The organism is Proteus sp. G2609, assembly GCF_963896135.1.
GTDB classification, from domain to species: domain Bacteria; phylum Pseudomonadota; class Gammaproteobacteria; order Enterobacterales; family Enterobacteriaceae; genus Proteus; species Proteus mirabilis.
The window spans coordinates 189,061-206,851 of sequence record NZ_CAWQNB010000040.1; the positions used below are offsets into that span (position 1 = coordinate 189,061).

Genomic DNA, 17,791 nt, shown 5'->3' on the forward strand with positions numbered 1-17,791 from the left:
GACCAGTAATTGGGTGTTAAAAATGAGTGTTAAATTTGTTAAGAAGCGACGGAAAACTGAGTGAGTTATCACAATGTTTTCCTTAAAAGAAGAAAGGTTTAAATAGATTGTTATCATTTATTTAATTAGCAAGTCTGTTGTTTTACCTTTTTTTTCGTATTAATAAATGTGGTGTAAACCGCCGGATAAGAGTTGGTTAATTGACACCACCTTTGATGAGTAAGCAATGAGTATGTCTACGACCACCGAAGTTATCGCCCACTATTGGGCATTTGCTGTCTTCTTAATAGGCGCATTGGGGTTATGTTCGCTCATGTTGCTGGGTGCCCGCTATTTAGGCGGTCGTGCACAAGCAAGGGCTAAACATGTTCCTTATGAATCTGGCCTTGATTCCGTTGGCAGCGCTCGTCTGCGCATGTCAGCTAAATTCTATTTAGTTGCCATGTTTTTCGTAATTTTCGATGTTGAAGCACTGTTTCTTTATGCTTGGGCCGTTTCCGTACGTGAAGTGGGCTGGTTAGGCTTTATTGAAGCAGCTGTCTTTATCGCAATTTTATTAGCTGGATTATTCTATTTGGTTCGTATTGGTGCATTAAATTGGACACCAGTTCGCTCTCGCCGTGAAACCGCGGGTAAAAGCCATGTCAGATTAACCAGCGGCAAACATCCGCAGCAGTAATAAGCGAGGCATTAAAAATGGATTATACGCTCACCCGCATAGATCCGAACGGTGAGAATGACCGTTATCCCCTGCAATCACAGGAAATTGTCAGTGACCCGTTAGATGCTCACGTTCATCGCAGCGTGTATATGGGAAAACTGGAACATGCGTTACATGACGTTGTGAACTGGGGCAGAAAAAACTCTTTATGGCCATATAATTTTGGTCTTTCCTGTTGTTACGTTGAAATGGTGACGTCATTTACTGCGGTCCATGACGTAGCGCGTTTTGGTTCTGAAGTATTACGTGCTTCCCCTCGTCAAGCTGACTTTATGGTGGTTGCAGGAACCTGCTTTACAAAGATGGCGCCCGTTATTCAGCGTTTATACGATCAGATGCTAGAGCCTAAGTGGGTTATTTCCATGGGAGCTTGCGCTAACTCTGGTGGTATGTATGACATCTATTCGGTAGTGCAAGGTGTTGATAAATTCATTCCTGTTGATGTGTATATCCCAGGATGCCCACCTCGTCCAGAAGCTTATATGCAAGCATTGATGTTATTACAAGAGTCCATTGGTAAAGAACGTCGCCCATTATCTTGGGTGGTGGGCGACCAAGGCGTTTACCGTGCCAATATGCAGTCAGAACGAGAAAGAAAACACGGTGAGCGGATCGCAGTAAAAAATCTGCGTACTCCAGACGAAATTTAAAGGCTTTTGCCTAAGACGTAACCAGAGCAATGTGTTGCGATCATAGTAACCCTGATCAAAGTTGTGGTGAATAGAAATGACCGATCAGATAGCGCAAAATAGCGCACGGCCAGCGTGGGAAACCAGCGATCATATTGATGATCAGGTGGTTAACGAACTGCGTCAGAAATTTGGGCCAGATGCGTTTACATTCCAGCCGACTCGTACCAGCATGCCAGTGGTATGGGTTAAGCGGGAACAACTTATTGAGGTTATGCAATACCTCAAATCTTTACCAAAACCATATGTCATGCTGTACGACTTGCATGGCGTTGATGAGCGTGTACGCACGCATCGTCAAGGCTTGCCGGCAGCTGATTTTTCCGTTTTCTATCATCTGATATCACTCGATCGTAATAAAGATATCATGCTGAAAGTCGCATTAAGTGAAAAAGATCTTAATCTACCGACTCTCACTTCTATCTTTCCGAACTCGAATTGGTATGAGCGTGAAGTGTGGGATATGTTTGGGATCGTCTTTAACGGACACCCTAATCTACGCCGTATTATGATGTTGCCGAATTGGGAAGGTCATCCACTGCGTAAAGATTATCCCGCTCGTGCGACAGAATTTGATCCTTATGTGCTGACTAAGCAGAAAGAGGATCTGGAAATGGAATCACTGACCTTTAAACCAGAAGAGTGGGGAATGAAACGCGGTACTGAGAATGAGGACTTTATGTTCTTAAACCTCGGTCCTAATCACCCATCTTCTCACGGTGCATTCCGTATTATTTTGCAACTTGATGGCGAAGAAATCGTCAACTGTGTACCTGATGTTGGTTATCACCATCGTGGTGCAGAGAAAATGGGCGAGCGTCAATCATGGCATAGTTATATTCCTTATACCGACCGAATTGAATACCTTGGTGGTTGTGTTAACGAAATGCCTTATGTACTGGCGGTGGAAAAGCTTGCCGGTATTGAAGTACCTGAGCGCGTTAAAGTCATTCGTGTCATGCTGTCTGAGCTATTTCGTATTAATAGCCATTTACTGTATATCAGTACCTTTATCCAAGATGTTGGTGCGATGACACCGGTATTCTTTGCCTTTACTGATCGTCAAAAAGTTTACGATATTGTGGAAGCAATCACCGGTTTCCGTATGCATCCGGCATGGTTCCGTATCGGTGGTGTTGCCCACGATTTACCAAAAGGGTGGGAGCGCTTACTACGTGAATTCTTAGATTGGATGCCAAAACGTCTTGATTCTTACGTTAAAGCCGCCTTGCAAAACAGCATTTTAAAAGGCCGTACCATTGGTGTTGCCTCTTATAACGCTAAAGAAGCGTTAGATTGGGGGGTAACGGGTGCCGGGCTTCGTGCTACAGGGGTTGAGTTTGACGTGCGTAAATGGCGTCCATACTCAGGGTATGAAAACTTTGAGTTTGAAATTCCAGTAGCAAGCAATGGTGACTGTTACGATCGTGTCATGCTGAAAGTCGAAGAATTACGTCAAAGCTTACGTATTCTCGAGCAGTGTTATAAAAATATGCCAGCAGGGCCATTTAAAGCCGACCATCCACTGACGACTCCGCCACCAAAAGAGCGCACATTACAGCATATTGAAACCATGATTAACCACTTCTTACAGGTTTCATGGGGCCCTGTTATGCCTGCGAATGAATCATTCCAGATGGTGGAAGCCACTAAAGGGATCAACAGCTATTATTTAACCAGTGATGGCAGCACGATGAGCTATCGTACGCGTATTCGTACGCCAAGTTTTGCTCACCTGCAACAAATCCCAGCGGTTATCCGCGGTAGTCTGGTTTCTGACTTGATTGTCTATCTGGGAAGTATCGATTTTGTAATGTCGGATGTGGATCGTTAATCATGCAAAATGAATTAAACCATAAAGAGGATGCCGCGAAGATTGAAATCGTTGATGTAACTCATTCAAAGAAAAACACGTTTGTTTTAACGCAAGAAGAGCGTGCTGAAATTGAACAAGAAAAACATCACTATGAAGATCCCCGTGCTGCATCGATTGAAGCGCTGAAAATAGTGCAAAAAAATCGAGGTTGGGTTGAAGACGGTGCTATCTATGCTATTGCCGATGTGCTTGGTATACCGGCTAGCGATGTAGAAGGGGTAGCAACCTTTTATAGTCAAATTTTCCGCCAACCCGTCGGCCGTCACATTATTCGTTTTTGTGACAGTGTGGTTTGCCATATTACAGGTTATCAAGGCATTCAGGCAGCTATTGAGAAGCACCTCAATATCCTTCCTGGCCAAACAACACCAGATGGTCGTTTTACCTTACTGCCAACCTGTTGTTTAGGTAACTGTGACAAAGGTCCTACTATGATGGTAGATGACGATACTCACAGTTTTGTTAAACCTGAAGAGATTGAAACGTTACTGGAGCAGTATCCATGACAGCAATTTCAGGAGCAAAACCGATTATTCGTAGCGCAGAAACGCATCCGCTAACGTGGCGCTTACGTGATGATCGTCAGCCAGTATGGCTGGATGAATACCGTGCAAAAAACGGTTATAAAGCGGCAGAAAAAGCATTAAAAAGCATGGCACCTGATGAGGTGACCTCTGAAGTTAAAGATGCAGGCTTAAAAGGACGTGGTGGTGCTGGATTCTCAACAGGCTTGAAATGGAGCCTGATGCCAAAAGATGAAAGTATGAATATCCGTTACATCCTTTGTAATGCAGATGAAATGGAGCCGGGAACCTATAAAGACCGCCTGTTAATGGAAGAACTGCCACATCTGTTAATCGAAGGGATGATTATCGGTGCGCATGCACTGAAAGCTTATCGTGGTTATATTTTCCTACGTGGTGAATATATTGAAGCGGCTAAGCACCTGCGTCATGCTATTGAAGAAGCCAAAGCAGCGGGTTTTTTAGGCAAAAATATCTTCGGCTCTGGTATCGATTTTGAGCTATTTGTTCACACAGGAGCAGGTCGTTATATCTGTGGTGAAGAAACAGCACTGATCAACTCACTGGAAGGTCGTCGTGCTAACCCTCGCTCGAAACCGCCATTCCCAGCAACCTCCGGTGCTTGGGGAAAACCTACCTGCGTGAATAACGTTGAAACGCTGTGTAACGTACCCGCGATTATTGAGCATGGCAAAGATTGGTATATCGGTTTAAGCGCCGGTAAAAGTCCAGATGCAGGTACCAAATTAATGGGATTCTCTGGTCGCGTGAAATATCCAGGCTTATGGGAATTACCTTTTGGTACTACAGCTCGTGAAATCTTAGAAGATTATGCGGGGGGGATGCGTGATGGGCTGAAATTAAAAGCTTGGCAACCCGGTGGTGCAGGAACGGATTTCTTAACAGAAGATCATCTCGATCTCCCTATGGATTTTGGCACGATCGCCAAAGCTGGTAGCCGTTTAGGTACTGCGTTGGCGATGGCGGTAGATAATGAAATTAACATGGTTTCATTAACCCGTAACTTGGAAGAGTTCTTTGCGCGTGAATCTTGTGGCTGGTGTACACCTTGTCGTGATGGCTTGCCATGGAGTGTCGAAATCTTACGCGCGATAGAAAAAGGTCAAGGTCGTCCTGGTGATATTGAGACTCTTGAGCACCTCTGCCGCTCTTTAAGCCCAGGGCACACATTCTGTGCTCACGCACCGGGGGCAGTAGAGCCTTTACAAAGCGCAATCAAATATTTCCGTGAAGAATTTGAGGCTGGCATTATTCAAGAAGACTATACCAATGCCAATCTTATCCGTGGTATTCAGCCTAACTTGCTGAAAAGCCGCTGGTAGTTTTCACGATACATTCTAGGTTTAACGCCTGCAATGCAGGCCTTTGGGAAGCATGCTGACTATGGCTACGATTCATGTAGACGGCAAAGAATATGAAGTTAACGGGGCTGATAACCTGTTAGAAGCCTGTCTTAATTTAGGCTTAGATATTCCTTATTTTTGCTGGCACCCAGCGCTGGGAAGCGTTGGCGCTTGCCGCCAGTGTGCGGTTAAGCAGTATCAAAATGCTGAGGATACCCGCGGTCGTTTGGTAATGTCTTGTATGACACCTGCGGCTGATGGCACGTTTATCTCCATTGATGACGAAGAAGCGAAAAAATTCCGCGAAAGCGTTGTTGAATGGTATATGACTAACCATCCTCACGATTGTCCTGTTTGTGAAGAAGGGGGGAACTGCCACCTTCAAGATATGACCGTTATGACAGGTCATACTATGCGTCGCTATCGCTTTACTAAGCGTACACATAGAAACCAAGAGTTAGGGCCGTTTATTTCTCATGAAATGAACCGCTGTATTGCTTGTTACCGCTGTGTTCGTTACTACAAAGATTATGCTGATGGCACTGATCTGGGGGTCTTTGGTGCACATAACAACGTGTTCTTTGGACGGGTTGAAGATGGCACATTAGAGAGCGAATTCTCCGGTAACTTAGTTGAGATTTGTCCAACGGGTGTCTTTACTGACAAAACTCACTCATCACGTTATAACCGTAAGTGGGATATGCAGTTTGCCCCTAGTATTTGCCAAGGTTGTAGCATGGGTTGCAATATCAGCCCAGGTGAGCGCTATGGTGAATTGCGTCGTATTGAAAACCGTTATAACGGTACAGTAAACCGTTACTTCCTTTGTGATCGTGGTCGTTTTGGCTACGGTTATGTCAATTTAGCGAGTAGACCTCGTCAACCTAAAAAACGTTTAGGCAGTAACTGGCTTGAAATCAGTGCAGCACAAGCAACGCAAGCCGCTGCAGAAATGCTGAAGAAAGGGCAACGTGTTGTCGGTATCGGCTCACCACGAGCCAGTATTGAAAGCAACTTTGCTTTACGTGAAGTGGTTGGTGCTGAAAATTTCTATAGTGGTATTTCGGCTGCCGAGCAGGCTCGCTTGACCTTAATGCTGGATATTTTACAAAAAGGTGGCGTTTATACTCCATCTCTCCGTGAGATTGAAGACTATGACGCAGTACTGGTGTTAGGTGAAGACTTAACACAGACAGGTGCTCGTATGGCACTGTCAGTACGTCAAGCCGTAAAAGGTAAAGCACGTGAGATGGCAGCCGCACAAAAAGTGGCTGATTGGCAAATTGCCGCCATCATGAATATCGGTCAACGGGCGAAATATCCACTGTTTGTCACTCATGTTGATGAAACTCGTCTGGATGATGTTGCCGCTTGGAGTTATCGTGCGCCGGTGGTTGAACAAGCGCGTTTAGGTTTTGCCATTGCCCATCATATTAATGGTGAAGCCCCTGCGGTTGATGGCTTAGATGAAGCGTTGAATAAACAGATTGACATGATTGTTCAAGCCTTATCGCAAGCGAAAAAACCGTTAATCATTAGTGGTAGTCATGCGGGTAGCGAAGAAGTTATCAAAGCGGCTGCTAATATCGCTTTTGCCTTAAAAGCCAAGGGGAGCGAAGTTGGTCTCTCTTATGTGGCAGATGATGCCAATAGCATGGGGCTGGCGATGATGAAAGCGAAACCACTGGATGACGCATTGAAAGTGATGCGTAGTGGTCAAGCAGATAGCGCTATTGTGATGGAAAACGACTTGTATCGCCATTTTGCCACCGACGTCATTGATGACGCGATTGCCAAAGTGGATCACCTAATTGTGATTGACCATCAGCAAACTGAGATCATGGAAAAAGCACACCTTGTGTTACCTGCTTCCTCCTTTGCTGAAAGTGATGGCACTATGGTGAGTCAAGAGGGCAGAGCGCAACGTTACTTCCAAGTGTTTGAACCTTCTTTCTATAACAAAGAAGTGGTGATGCATGAGAGCTGGCGCTGGCTAAGTGCTGTTGATTCACAATGGCATGAAGGTAATCTTGACTGGACGCAGTTAGATCATGTGATTGAGCTATGTGCAACGCGTCTACCGCAATTTGCCGGTATTGTGAATGCGGCACCTAATGCATCATTCCGTATTCGTGGTCAAAAATTAGCCCGTGAACCGCATCGTTATAGTGGTCGTACTTCCATGTTGGCAAATGTTTCAGTACATGAACAGCGTCAACCTAAAGATATCGATAGCCCATTTGCTTTCTCTATGGAAGGAAACAACAGCCCAACGGCTCCTCGCCAGCAAATTCCATTTGCATGGGCACCGGGTTGGAACTCACCACAAGCATGGAATAAGTTCCAGTCTGAAGTAGGGGGAAGCTTACGTTTTGGTGATCCGGGTGTACGCTTAATCGAATGTAGTGATAACACATTAGGTTATTTCACTGATATTCCACCAGCCTTTAACCTAGTTGAAAATCAATGGGTTGTAGCTCCTTACTATCGTCTGTTTGGTAGCGAAGAGTTATCGCAACGTTCACAAGTGATCCAACAACGTATGGACAACGCTTATTTAACCGTGAGTGAATCTGATGCCGTCGCATTAGCATTATCTCAAGGTCAACAAGCGATGTTTACTTACGAAGGTCGTGAATTCACCTTACCTGTGAAAATCAGTGCTCACTTAACCCGAGGTCAAATTGGCCTTCCGTTAGGGATGGCTGGCATTTCGCCATCACTGGTGGGTGTATCGGTTCGTCAACTGCGGGGTATTGCATAATGAGCTGGTTATCTCCTGAAGTTACAGAGATTTTACTCACTGTTTTAAAAGCCGTGGTGATCTTGCTGGTGGTTGTCACTTGTGGTGCTTTTATGAGTATGGGGGAGCGTCGTCTACTGGGGTTATTCCAAAACCGTTATGGGCCTAACCGTGTAGGTTATGCAGGTTCAGCACAGTTAATTGCGGATATGATCAAAATGTTCTTTAAAGAGGACTGGATCCCAAAATTTGCTGATCGCTTTATCTTTACCATAGCACCAGTGATTGCCTTTTCTTCCTTATTATTGTCATTTGCTATTGTGCCAGTTAGCTCAACCTGGGTTGTGGCTGATTTAAACATCGGTATTTTATTTTTCTTGATGGTAGCGGGTTTAGCGGTGTATGCCGTTTTATTTGCTGGCTGGTCAAGTAACAATAAATATTCGTTATTAGGTGCAATGCGTGCTTCAGCACAAACAGTTAGTTATGAGGTTTTCTTAGGACTTTCTATTTTAGGTGTTGTGGCACAAGCGGGTTCGTTTAACTTAACGGATATTGTCAATTCGCAAGCCCATATGTGGAACATTATCCCACAATTCTTTGGCTTTATTACCTTTGCGATTGCTGGCGTTGCCGTTTGTCACCGTCATCCTTTTGACCAACCTGAAGCAGAGCAAGAGTTGGCGGATGGTTATCACATTGAATATTCCGGTATGAAATTCGGTCTGTTCTTTGTCGGTGAATATATCGGTATCGTTGCCGTTTCTGGCTTAATAGTGACGTTATTCTTCGGTGGTTGGCAAGGTCCTTTCTTACCGTCATTCGTTTGGTTTGCACTGAAAACAGGATTCTTCATGATGATGTTTATTCTGATCCGTGCATCATTACCGCGTCCGCGTTATGACCAAGTGATGGCTTTTGGTTGGAAGATCTGCTTACCGTTAACTTTAATCAATCTGTTGGTCACTGCTGCAGTGATCCTCTACAACGCTCAATAAGGGGTGATTGAACCATGACTTTAAAAGAGTTAGTGACTGGTTTCGGCACCCAGGTACGCAGCATTTGGATGATTGGCTTACACGCCTTTGCCAAACGCGAAACGCAGATGTACCCGGAAGAACCTGTCAATGTTGCACCGCGTTATCGTGGACGTATTGTATTGACCCGTGATCCTGATGGTGAAGAGCGTTGTGTTGCTTGTAACTTGTGCGCAGCGGTGTGCCCTGTTGGTTGTATCTCATTACAAAAAGCAGAACATGAAGATGGTCGTTGGTATCCTGAGTTTTTCCGTATCAACTTTTCGCGTTGTATCTTTTGTGGCTTATGTGAAGAAGCATGTCCAACAACGGCTCTACAATTAACCCCTGATTTCGAAATGGGTGAATTTAAGCGTCAAGATCTGGTTTATGAAAAAGACGATTTATTAATTTCAGGGCCTGGTAAATATCCTGAATATAACTTTTACCGTAAAACAGGTATGGCGATTAATGGCAAAGATAAAGGTGAAGCAGATGATGAAGCGAAACCTATCGATGTCAAAAGCCTGTTACCGTAAGGAGCGATATTCATGGAATTTGCATTTTATATTGCAGGACTGATTTCAATCCTTGCCACTTTGAGAGTAATAACGCATACCAATCCGGTACACGCACTGCTGTATCTGATTGTTTCATTAATTGGCCTTTCAGTGGTGTTCTTCTCGTTAGGTGCCTATTTTGCAGGTGCTTTAGAGATCATCGTTTACGCCGGCGCGATTATGGTGCTATTCGTATTCGTTGTGATGATGCTTAACTTAGGAAAATCGGTCGTTGAGCAAGAGAGAAAATGGTTACAGCCTAGATTTTGGATAGGGCCGGCGATTTTGTCTCTGGTACTGTTAATTGTATTGGTTTATGCAATTAGTAGTGTCACTCATGGTGAGATTAGTGGCGAGATTATTGGGGCGAAAGAAGTCGGTATTAGCTTATTTGGGCCTTATATTCTGGCTGTTGAGTTAGCATCCGTTCTCTTATTGTCAGGATTAATTGTTGCTTATCACATCGGTCGTGATCAGAGCCATGACGATCTCGTCGAAAACGAAAAAGTAGGGGAGCCAAAATGATACCTCTTCAACATGGTTTGATCTTGGCTGCGGTACTATTTGTGTTAGGTTTTACTTGCTTAGTACTTCGCCGCAACCTGTTATTTATGTTGATCGGACTCGAAATTATGATTAATTCAGCTGCGCTAGCCTTTGTGGTTGGTGGTAGCTATTGGGGTCAAACAGATGGTCAGATTATGTATATTCTGGCAATCAGTTTGGCAGCGGCAGAGGCAAGTATTGGCTTGGCATTGTTATTACAACTTCATCGTCATCGCCAAAACCTCAATATTGATACAGTCAGTGAGATGCGTGGATGAATATACTCTATTTAACCTTTGTGCTACCACTGCTGGGATTTTTACTGCTCGCATTCTCAGGTGGTCGTTGGTCTGAAAATGTATCAGCATGGATTGGCACGGGCGCTGTTGGTTTATCAGCTTTAGTGACACTTTGGGTAGGGATAGATTTCTTTGCTCACGGACAAGAAACAGAAGTCTTAACACTCTGGACTTGGATGTCAGCGGGGAACTTTACTATCCCATTTACGTTGGTGCTTGATGGCCTATCATTAACCATGCTAGGTGTTATCACTGGCGTTGGTTTTCTTATTCATATGTATGCATCTTGGTATATGCGTGGTGAAGAAGGATATTCTCGCTTCTTTGCTTATACCAACTTATTTATCGCGAGTATGGTTGTTTTAGTATTGGCTGATAATATGATGCTGATGTATATGGGTTGGGAAGGGGTTGGTTTATGTAGTTACTTATTAATTGGTTTCTACTATAACAACCCAGCTAATGGCGCGGCAGCAATGAAAGCATTTATTGTTACCCGTATTGGTGATGTCTTCTTAGCTATCGGTATGTTTATCCTGTTTGATCAATTAGGTACGCTAAGTTTCCGCGAAATGGCGGTACTGGCTCCTGAACAACTGACCGCAGGATCAAGCATCATTAACTGGGCAATGTTAATGGTCTTAGGGGGTGCGGTAGGTAAATCAGCACAACTACCATTACAAACTTGGTTAGCGGATGCGATGGCCGGTCCAACACCTGTTTCTGCGTTGATCCACGCCGCCACCATGGTTACCGCTGGTGTGTACTTAGTTGCTCGTAGTAATGCGCTATTCTTAATGGCACCTGATATCTTAGAATTAGTCGGTATCGTCGGTGCAGTGACATTAGTATTAGCGGGTTTTGCAGCTTTAGTACAAACCGATATCAAGCGTATTCTTGCTTACTCAACCATGAGCCAAATTGGTTATATGTTCTTGGCGTTGGGTGCTCAAGCATGGGATGGCGCAATTTTCCACTTAATGACTCACGCGTTCTTTAAAGCATTACTGTTCTTATCTGCAGGTTCAGTGATTATTGCCTGCCATCATGAACAGAATATCTTTAAGATGGGCGGGTTACGTAAGAAGATCCCATTTGTTTATGCATGCTTTTTAATTGGCGGAGGTGCCTTAGCGGCATTACCACTGTTAACAGCAGGGTTCTTCAGTAAAGATGAAATCTTATGGGGTGCGTACGCAAACGGACATTTCAATTTAATGTTAGCAGGTTTAATTGGCGCATTCTTTACGTCACTTTATACCTTCCGTTTAATTTTCATCGTATTCCATGGTGAAACCAAAACCGAAGCACACCAAGTTAAAGGCTTCACTCATACTTTCCCATTAGCGGTATTAGCGTTGTTATCAACCTTTATTGGGGCGTTAATTACCCAACCGTTAGGCGATGTTTTCCCAGAAAGCACCGTTACTCATGAAGGTAAGTATGTATTAGAAATCCTTTCTGGTGTGGTAGCGATTGTAGGCGTTGCCATTGCAGCATGGTTATACCTGAAACAGCGTCAACTTGTTTCTCAGGTGGCAAATACCAAAACAGGGCGTTTCTTCTCAACATGGTGGTTCCACGCATGGGGATTTGATGCACTGTATGAGGTGCTGTTTGTCAAACCTTATAAAGGTGCGGCATGGCTTATCCAAAATGATCCTGTTAACCAATTCTTTAATCTCTTTGGCTGTCTCTTTAAAGGCGCCAATAAAGGCTTGAGTTTCAGTGAAAACGGATTAGCGCGTTGGTATGCGGCTTCTCTCGGTTTAGGTGCAGTGCTGGTTATCGCTCTGCTGCTTCTGGTTTAATTAAGGGACACATTGCGCCATGTTATTACCCTGGCTAATACTTATTCCCTTCATCGGTGGCCTGCTAAGTTGGCAGGCTGAACGAATCGGCTCGCAAGTTCCTCGCTGGGTTGCGTTGCTGACGATGGGATTAACACTCGTTATTTCTGTGCAACTGTGGTTGCAAGGTGACTATCAACTGATTAGTGTTGATGGTGCACCTCGCTGGACAGAGTTTTACTTTGTACCGTGGATCCCTGCTTTGGGGATTAATATTCAGTTTGCACTTGATGGCATGTCATTATTGATGGTGGTATTAACTGCTATTTTAGGTATTTTAGCGGTGCTCTCTTCATGGAGCGAAAATCAACCATCACAAGGGGCTTTCCATTTCAACCTGCTGTGGATCTTAGCAGGTGTTATGGGGGTATTCTTAGCGACTGACTTGTTCTTATTCTTCTTCTTTTGGGAAATGATGTTGATCCCAATGTATTTCCTTATCTCTCTTTGGGGACATAAAGGAAGTAGCGATGAGAAACATGTTAGTGCAGCAACTAAGTTCTTTATTTATACACAGGCGAGTGGCCTGTTAATGTTGCTGGCCATTATCGGTTTAGCTGTCGCTTTTTACAGCAAAACAGGTATTTGGACGTTTAATTATGACACCTTACTACAAGCGCACACCTTATTAGGTAGTGAACTGCAATTTATTCTGATGCTTGGCTTCTTTGCTGCATTCGCAGTAAAAATGCCAATTGTCCCCGTTCATGGCTGGCTAGCTGATGCACATGCAGAAGCACCAACGGCGGGCTCTGTTGACTTATCAGGTATTTTGCTAAAAACAGCCGCTTACGGTTTATTACGTTTTAACTTACCGTTATTCCCAGAAGCGTCTGCATTACTGGCACCTGTTGCGATGTGGTTAGGCTTAATCACCGTATTCTACGCTGCACTGTTAGCATTCCGTCAAACGGATATTAAACGTCTGGCCGCTTACAGTAGTATTTCTCACATGGGCTTTATCGTGATTGCGATTTATGCTGGCTCTGTTTTGGCTTACCAAGGTGCGATTATTCAAATGATCACCAATGGTTTGTCTGCTGCCGGTCTGTTTATCATGTGTGGCATGCTGTATGAGCGTTTAGGTACGCGTGATATGAATCAAATGGGTGGATTGTGGAAAAGCATCCGTTTCTTACCAGCATTTTCACTGTTCTTTGCTGTTGCCTCTTTAGGTATGCCAGGAACAGGTAACTTTGTTGGTGAGTTTATGATCCTATTTGGTACTTATGGCCACTTTAAGCTGATCACTATTATTTCGGTCTTTGGGTTAGTTTTTGCTTCTGTCTACGCTTTGTGGATGATGCAACAGGCTTACTATGGTTCACCGAAAACAGCAGAAAGAACCTATAAAGGGTTAAATCTGAGAGAATTTTTGATCCTGTTTATCTTGGTGGTTTTATTGGTTATTTTGGGCTTCTTCCCACAACCAGTATTAGATACTTCGATATCAGCAATGGAAAATCTCCAGACTTGGTATTCCGCTTCTCTTTCAACAGTAAGGCTGTAATTCGCCATGACAATAACTCCTGAACAATTGATCGCAATGCTACCGCTGTTAGTCGTCATCTTGACGGTGGTGGTTGTGATGCTGTCCATTGCGTGGCGACGCGATCACTTTACTATTGCCACCTTGACAGCAACTGGTTTTATCATCGCTCTCGGATCACTTTACTACGTTAATGCATTAGGCGTAGTTGATGTGACCACCCTCTACCATGTAGATGGTTATTCCAGCTTTTTCACGGCATTAACTATTATTGCTGGTTTAGGCACGGTTGCTTTTGCTTATCCTTGGTTGGAAGGTTATCAAGATAATAAAGAAGAGTTTTATATGCTGGTGGCGATTGCTGTCATTGGCGGTATTTTACTCTCTTCTGCGCACCACTTGGCGTCAATGTTTATTGGTATTGAGTTACTAACATTGCCGTTATTTGGTTTGATTGGTTATGCTTTCCAACAACGTCCTTCACTGGAAGCGAGCATTAAATATATGCTGCTTTCTGCGGCGGCCTCTTCTTTCTTGTTATTTGGTATGGCACTACTTTATGCTGAAGCAGGAAATCTCTCTTTTACGGCGATGGGGCAAAGTTTAAGTGATAGCAATATTCATAAACCATTAGTACTTGCTGGGTTAGGCATGATGTTAGTGGGAATTGGTTTTAAGCTCTCTTTATTCCCATTCCAATTATGGACACCGGATGTATACCAAGGTGCACCAGCACCAACAGGTGCATTTTTAGCGACAGCGAGCAAGATTGGTATATTTGCGGTAGTGATGCGCTTATTCCTTGAAGCACCGGCGGCGGATAGCGAAACATTACGCATGATCTTAGGCTTTATGGCTATTGCCTCTATCCTGTTTGGTAATATCATGGCGCTGACTCAGAAGAACGTAAAACGTTTACTCGGTTACTCTTCTGTCTCTCACCTTGGTTATTTACTGGTTGCATTAATTGTCTTGCAATATAGCCCTATACTGGCACAAGAAACCGCTGAGATTTATTTAGCAGGTTATCTCTTTGCAAGTTTAGGTGCATTTGGTGCGATTGCTGTGGCTTCTAGCCCGTACAATAAAGGTGAATTAGAGTCTCTTGAAGATTATCGTGGGCTTTTCTGGCGTCGTCCTGTTGCTGCCATCGTGATGTCATTAATGATGCTATCACTGGCAGGGGTACCAATAACATTAGGCTTTATTGGTAAACTGTATGTTATTCTTGCTGGTATTGATTCAAGTTTGTGGTGGTTAACAGGCATGGTAGTGTTAGGTAGTGCGATAGGTTTATTCTACTATCTACGTGCTGCAGCTATCGTTTTCTTACGTAAACCAGATAACGATAATGCACCAGCGGTTACGACCACATCACAAAATATGGCAACATTAATTACTTTAGTTTGCGCCATTATCGTGATTGTATTAGGTGTATGGCCACAACCATTAATTGAGCTGACACGTTTTGCAATCATTGCACCTGCGATAAATTAATTTTTATCTGCCCGTTGTTATGATAAAGAGCCTGATATTTTATCAGGCTCTTCAAACTACGGAAAAGTCCTCGCTTTTAGTTAGAAGTTTGATCTACTCAGGTTAGTACAAATAGTGAGCTAACCGATATGTTAAAAGAATACCTTCCCCCAGCAATTTTTGTTCGCAACAATCCCCCTTGATAAACTTGTTCCTGAAGATGACCTTATTCATAAAGTCGATACCATTATGGACTTTGAATTTATTTATGATGTTGTTGCTTATACCGAGTGAATGCACCAGATTATATTGAACGGCTCTATATCTACTATACCAATCATACCCCCTGTTTTAAGGGGGTTATGATGTCTGGCTAGTGAAAATATTATTGATAATGGTGTGAAAAGTGATTAAGGAATACAAGATGAGGTGAGAGCACGGTTTTTGCCTCAGAAAGATTGCGTTTTAATTGTATCAGTTGCTCTATTAATGTATGCCAATACTGCTCTAATAGCGATAATTGTTGATTTAACATATCAATATATTGATTGATTTCTGTGACTGCATAATAACGACTTAGGGTAAATAAGAGAGCTTGTTTTTTCTGTTCTAGTTTGGTTAGATTTTTTATCTGTATCAAATAGTTATCAATAAGAGTATGACGTGTCTCTACCAGTTTTTGGTAAGAAAACCCTTTCTCCAGATGGGTAAAAAATTGCTTTAGCAGATCGATAAAAACAGAGAGAATATCTTTTTCTGAAGAAGCCAACTGCAGTTTAGAAATTGTCTGTTTACTTGGCAGGTGAGAGGTAAAAAAATCGAGGATATTTTTATTATAAATAATATCTTCACTTTTAGTAATTATATCGAGTTGTTCTTTAATTTCATTAATCGATAACTTTTGTTTGGCAATTTTCTCATTGATTTCAATAGATATTTCTTCTTTATTTCTAATTAATTTATCTATTTCACTAATAATAGTGGTGGTTGTTAAGATCTGTTTTTTATCATTAATAAAACTGATGTGCTTTTCTATAATTTCTATAGATTCAGTTAATTCATCTTTAAATAACTGCTCAATAAACATTTTCTCTTGGAGTAGTTTTTCTGATAATTGCTGTGTTAACTCTCTATCAGCCATTGCATGATTAATTTCATTAATATTTTTAAATATCCCTGTTAACAATTTCTGGTTTAGCCGGCTTTTTAGCAGAATAGAGAAAATAATTATTTCATCGTAAATTTTATTATTGTTTATTGATATGGTAATAAGATTATGATTTAAGATATTATCATGTTCAAATAGTTCAGAAGTTATTTTTCTAATTGATTTAATAGTATGGAAAAATTGATTGCAATCAAATTCCTGTAATTGTGAAGTTACGCTATTCATAACATTTCCTTTTGTTATTTAGATGAATAAAAAGAGGATAAAGCTTCATCAAATACCGCCATCATTTCCTTTGAGTAACCGACCACCATATACCAAGGTGCAATGATTTTTTCTAAATAAATACTAAATCTAATTAACTCCATTGCATTATCAATTTTTTTAAAATTAATTAATGAAGCATTAATTTCAGTTAAAATTGTTTGCCACATATAAAGAAGATGCTCCACAGACATATCAGCATCTTCAATATATTGTTCTATTTCGTCTAAATCGACTTGAAAACGTTGTAAACACTCAGAAATAGTTGATTGTTGTTTTATTCCTTTATTGATATTATGTAGTTTCTCTATTGTTTCATTTCTTTTTTTACGGATTTTTTCAGCTTTTGCGCCAAAGATCCCTCCAGTAATGATCACACCAATAATACCGAATGCTAACCCCGTAAAGGCGAGTTTCACGAAGTGTTGATACTCTTTTTTTAATATTTCAATTTCATTTTCTAATAAAATTCTCTGTTCATTTAGTGAGTCATCACTATTATCAAAAAAATCATTAATATATTTCTTTTTATTAATGATATCATAATAAATTGAATGACATATATTACCTTTACTATTTTCACCTCCCACAATTTCTATTCTAAAATCATAAATCATGTTTTTTATTTTTAAGGTATTATTATATTGATCATTAATATCATTTTTCATGCTTTCTAAAATGGCAACAAGTTGCTTAGACACTTTTTTATCTTGTGTTGAATATTTTATTGAACTGAGTTCTTCTGGTGTGATATCTTCAATTTTCCTATTTATTTTTTTTATAATTGGCATTTTATTAATAAATGCCAATAGTTGCTCACCTGTACTCGTGATTTCTCTACCGGTGATCTCTAAATCAATAGCTTGCTGTTTTACTGAGTATTCAATTTTTTGCCATTCAAAGGCATGTGTTCTCATATTTAAGAAGAGGGTTTGAATAGTTTCAGCCGATATTTGGGAAATGTTAATATCTTCATAGCCTAATAATTCAATAATAGTGTCTTTTTGATAAGGTAACTTTAATACTTTATCAATATAAGATTTGATTTTATTAAGATCATAAGGTGTAAAAATACCCGCACTACGTCCATGATCGATATTTTTACCTAGAATTAAGCTAAGAGTGACTTCGGGAAGTTGGTATTGTTCAATCACTTTATCTATATGATCAAGGGTGGTTGTATCCATATAACCTCTCTTATGTATA

General features: G+C 41.8%; 15 protein-coding genes. 13 read left to right on the forward strand and 2 right to left on the reverse strand.

The window, feature by feature from the left end:
- Positions 1 to 226: 226 nt before the first annotated feature.
- The 13 genes from AACV01_RS14190 (at position 227) to nuoN (ending at position 15,174) form a co-directional block, all read left to right on the forward strand.
- Positions 227 to 679, forward strand: a complete 453-nt coding sequence (locus tag AACV01_RS14190) for an NADH-quinone oxidoreductase subunit A (RefSeq protein WP_004243698.1) — start codon at positions 227 to 229, stop codon at positions 677 to 679.
- Positions 680 to 696: 17 nt separating this feature from the next.
- Entirely contained in the window at positions 697 to 1,371 is a 675-nt protein-coding gene (locus AACV01_RS14195) for a NuoB/complex I 20 kDa subunit family protein (protein WP_004243697.1), read from the forward strand.
- 76 nt (positions 1,372 to 1,447) lie between these two features.
- The gene (gene nuoC / locus AACV01_RS14200; RefSeq protein WP_161683131.1) at positions 1,448 to 3,244 is read left to right on the forward strand and encodes an NADH-quinone oxidoreductase subunit C/D; all 1,797 of its coding nucleotides are present in this window, start codon (positions 1,448 to 1,450) and stop codon (positions 3,242 to 3,244) included.
- A gap of 2 nt (positions 3,245 to 3,246) precedes the next feature.
- Entirely contained in the window at positions 3,247 to 3,792 is a 546-nt protein-coding gene (gene nuoE, locus AACV01_RS14205; RefSeq protein ID WP_004243693.1) for an NADH-quinone oxidoreductase subunit NuoE, read from the forward strand.
- Complete coding sequence (gene nuoF, locus AACV01_RS14210) at positions 3,789 to 5,153, forward strand: NADH-quinone oxidoreductase subunit NuoF (RefSeq protein ID WP_004243692.1); 1,365 nt, start codon at positions 3,789 to 3,791, stop codon at positions 5,151 to 5,153. The genes nuoE and nuoF overlap by 4 nt, the downstream gene beginning before the upstream one ends.
- A gap of 61 nt (positions 5,154 to 5,214) precedes the next feature.
- Complete coding sequence (gene nuoG, locus AACV01_RS14215) at positions 5,215 to 7,938, forward strand: NADH-quinone oxidoreductase subunit NuoG (protein ID WP_196296598.1); 2,724 nt, start codon at positions 5,215 to 5,217, stop codon at positions 7,936 to 7,938.
- Positions 7,938 to 8,915, forward strand: a complete 978-nt coding sequence (gene nuoH / locus AACV01_RS14220) for an NADH-quinone oxidoreductase subunit NuoH (protein ID WP_004243690.1) — start codon at positions 7,938 to 7,940, stop codon at positions 8,913 to 8,915. Before nuoG ends, nuoH begins: the two co-directional genes overlap by 1 nt.
- 14 nt (positions 8,916 to 8,929) lie before the next feature.
- A complete protein-coding gene (gene nuoI, locus AACV01_RS14225) occupies positions 8,930 to 9,472 on the forward strand; it encodes an NADH-quinone oxidoreductase subunit NuoI (protein WP_004243689.1) in 543 nt (180 codons plus the stop codon).
- Positions 9,473 to 9,484: 12 nt separating this feature from the next.
- Positions 9,485 to 10,018, forward strand: coding sequence for an NADH-quinone oxidoreductase subunit J (gene nuoJ, locus AACV01_RS14230; RefSeq protein WP_004243688.1), 534 nt, complete (start codon positions 9,485 to 9,487; stop codon positions 10,016 to 10,018).
- Positions 10,015 to 10,317 (forward strand): NADH-quinone oxidoreductase subunit NuoK, encoded by a 303-nt coding sequence (gene nuoK, locus AACV01_RS14235; RefSeq protein ID WP_004243687.1) that lies wholly within the window; start codon positions 10,015 to 10,017, stop codon positions 10,315 to 10,317. The genes nuoJ and nuoK overlap by 4 nt, the downstream gene beginning before the upstream one ends.
- Positions 10,314 to 12,149 (forward strand): NADH-quinone oxidoreductase subunit L, encoded by a 1,836-nt coding sequence (gene nuoL / locus AACV01_RS14240; RefSeq protein ID WP_004248388.1) that lies wholly within the window; start codon positions 10,314 to 10,316, stop codon positions 12,147 to 12,149. Before nuoK ends, nuoL begins: the two co-directional genes overlap by 4 nt.
- A gap of 19 nt (positions 12,150 to 12,168) precedes the next feature.
- Positions 12,169 to 13,698 carry an NADH-quinone oxidoreductase subunit M gene (nuoM, locus tag AACV01_RS14245; protein WP_004243685.1) on the forward strand — a complete coding sequence of 510 codons (1,530 nt, stop codon included), beginning with the start codon at positions 12,169 to 12,171 and terminating at the stop codon, positions 13,696 to 13,698.
- A 6-nt stretch (positions 13,699 to 13,704) separates the two neighbouring features.
- The gene (gene nuoN, locus AACV01_RS14250) at positions 13,705 to 15,174 is read left to right on the forward strand and encodes an NADH-quinone oxidoreductase subunit NuoN (protein ID WP_004243680.1); all 1,470 of its coding nucleotides are present in this window, start codon (positions 13,705 to 13,707) and stop codon (positions 15,172 to 15,174) included.
- A gap of 364 nt (positions 15,175 to 15,538) precedes the next feature.
- Here nuoN and AACV01_RS14255 read toward each other — a convergent pair whose 3' ends face one another.
- The gene (locus AACV01_RS14255) at positions 15,539 to 16,546 is read right to left on the reverse strand and encodes an alpha-xenorhabdolysin family binary toxin subunit B (protein WP_161683132.1); all 1,008 of its coding nucleotides are present in this window, start codon (positions 16,544 to 16,546) and stop codon (positions 15,539 to 15,541) included.
- 14 nt (positions 16,547 to 16,560) lie between these two features.
- A complete protein-coding gene (locus tag AACV01_RS14260) occupies positions 16,561 to 17,772 on the reverse strand; it encodes an alpha-xenorhabdolysin family binary toxin subunit A (protein ID WP_020945921.1) in 1,212 nt (403 codons plus the stop codon).
- Positions 17,773 to 17,791: the final 19 nt, after the last annotated feature.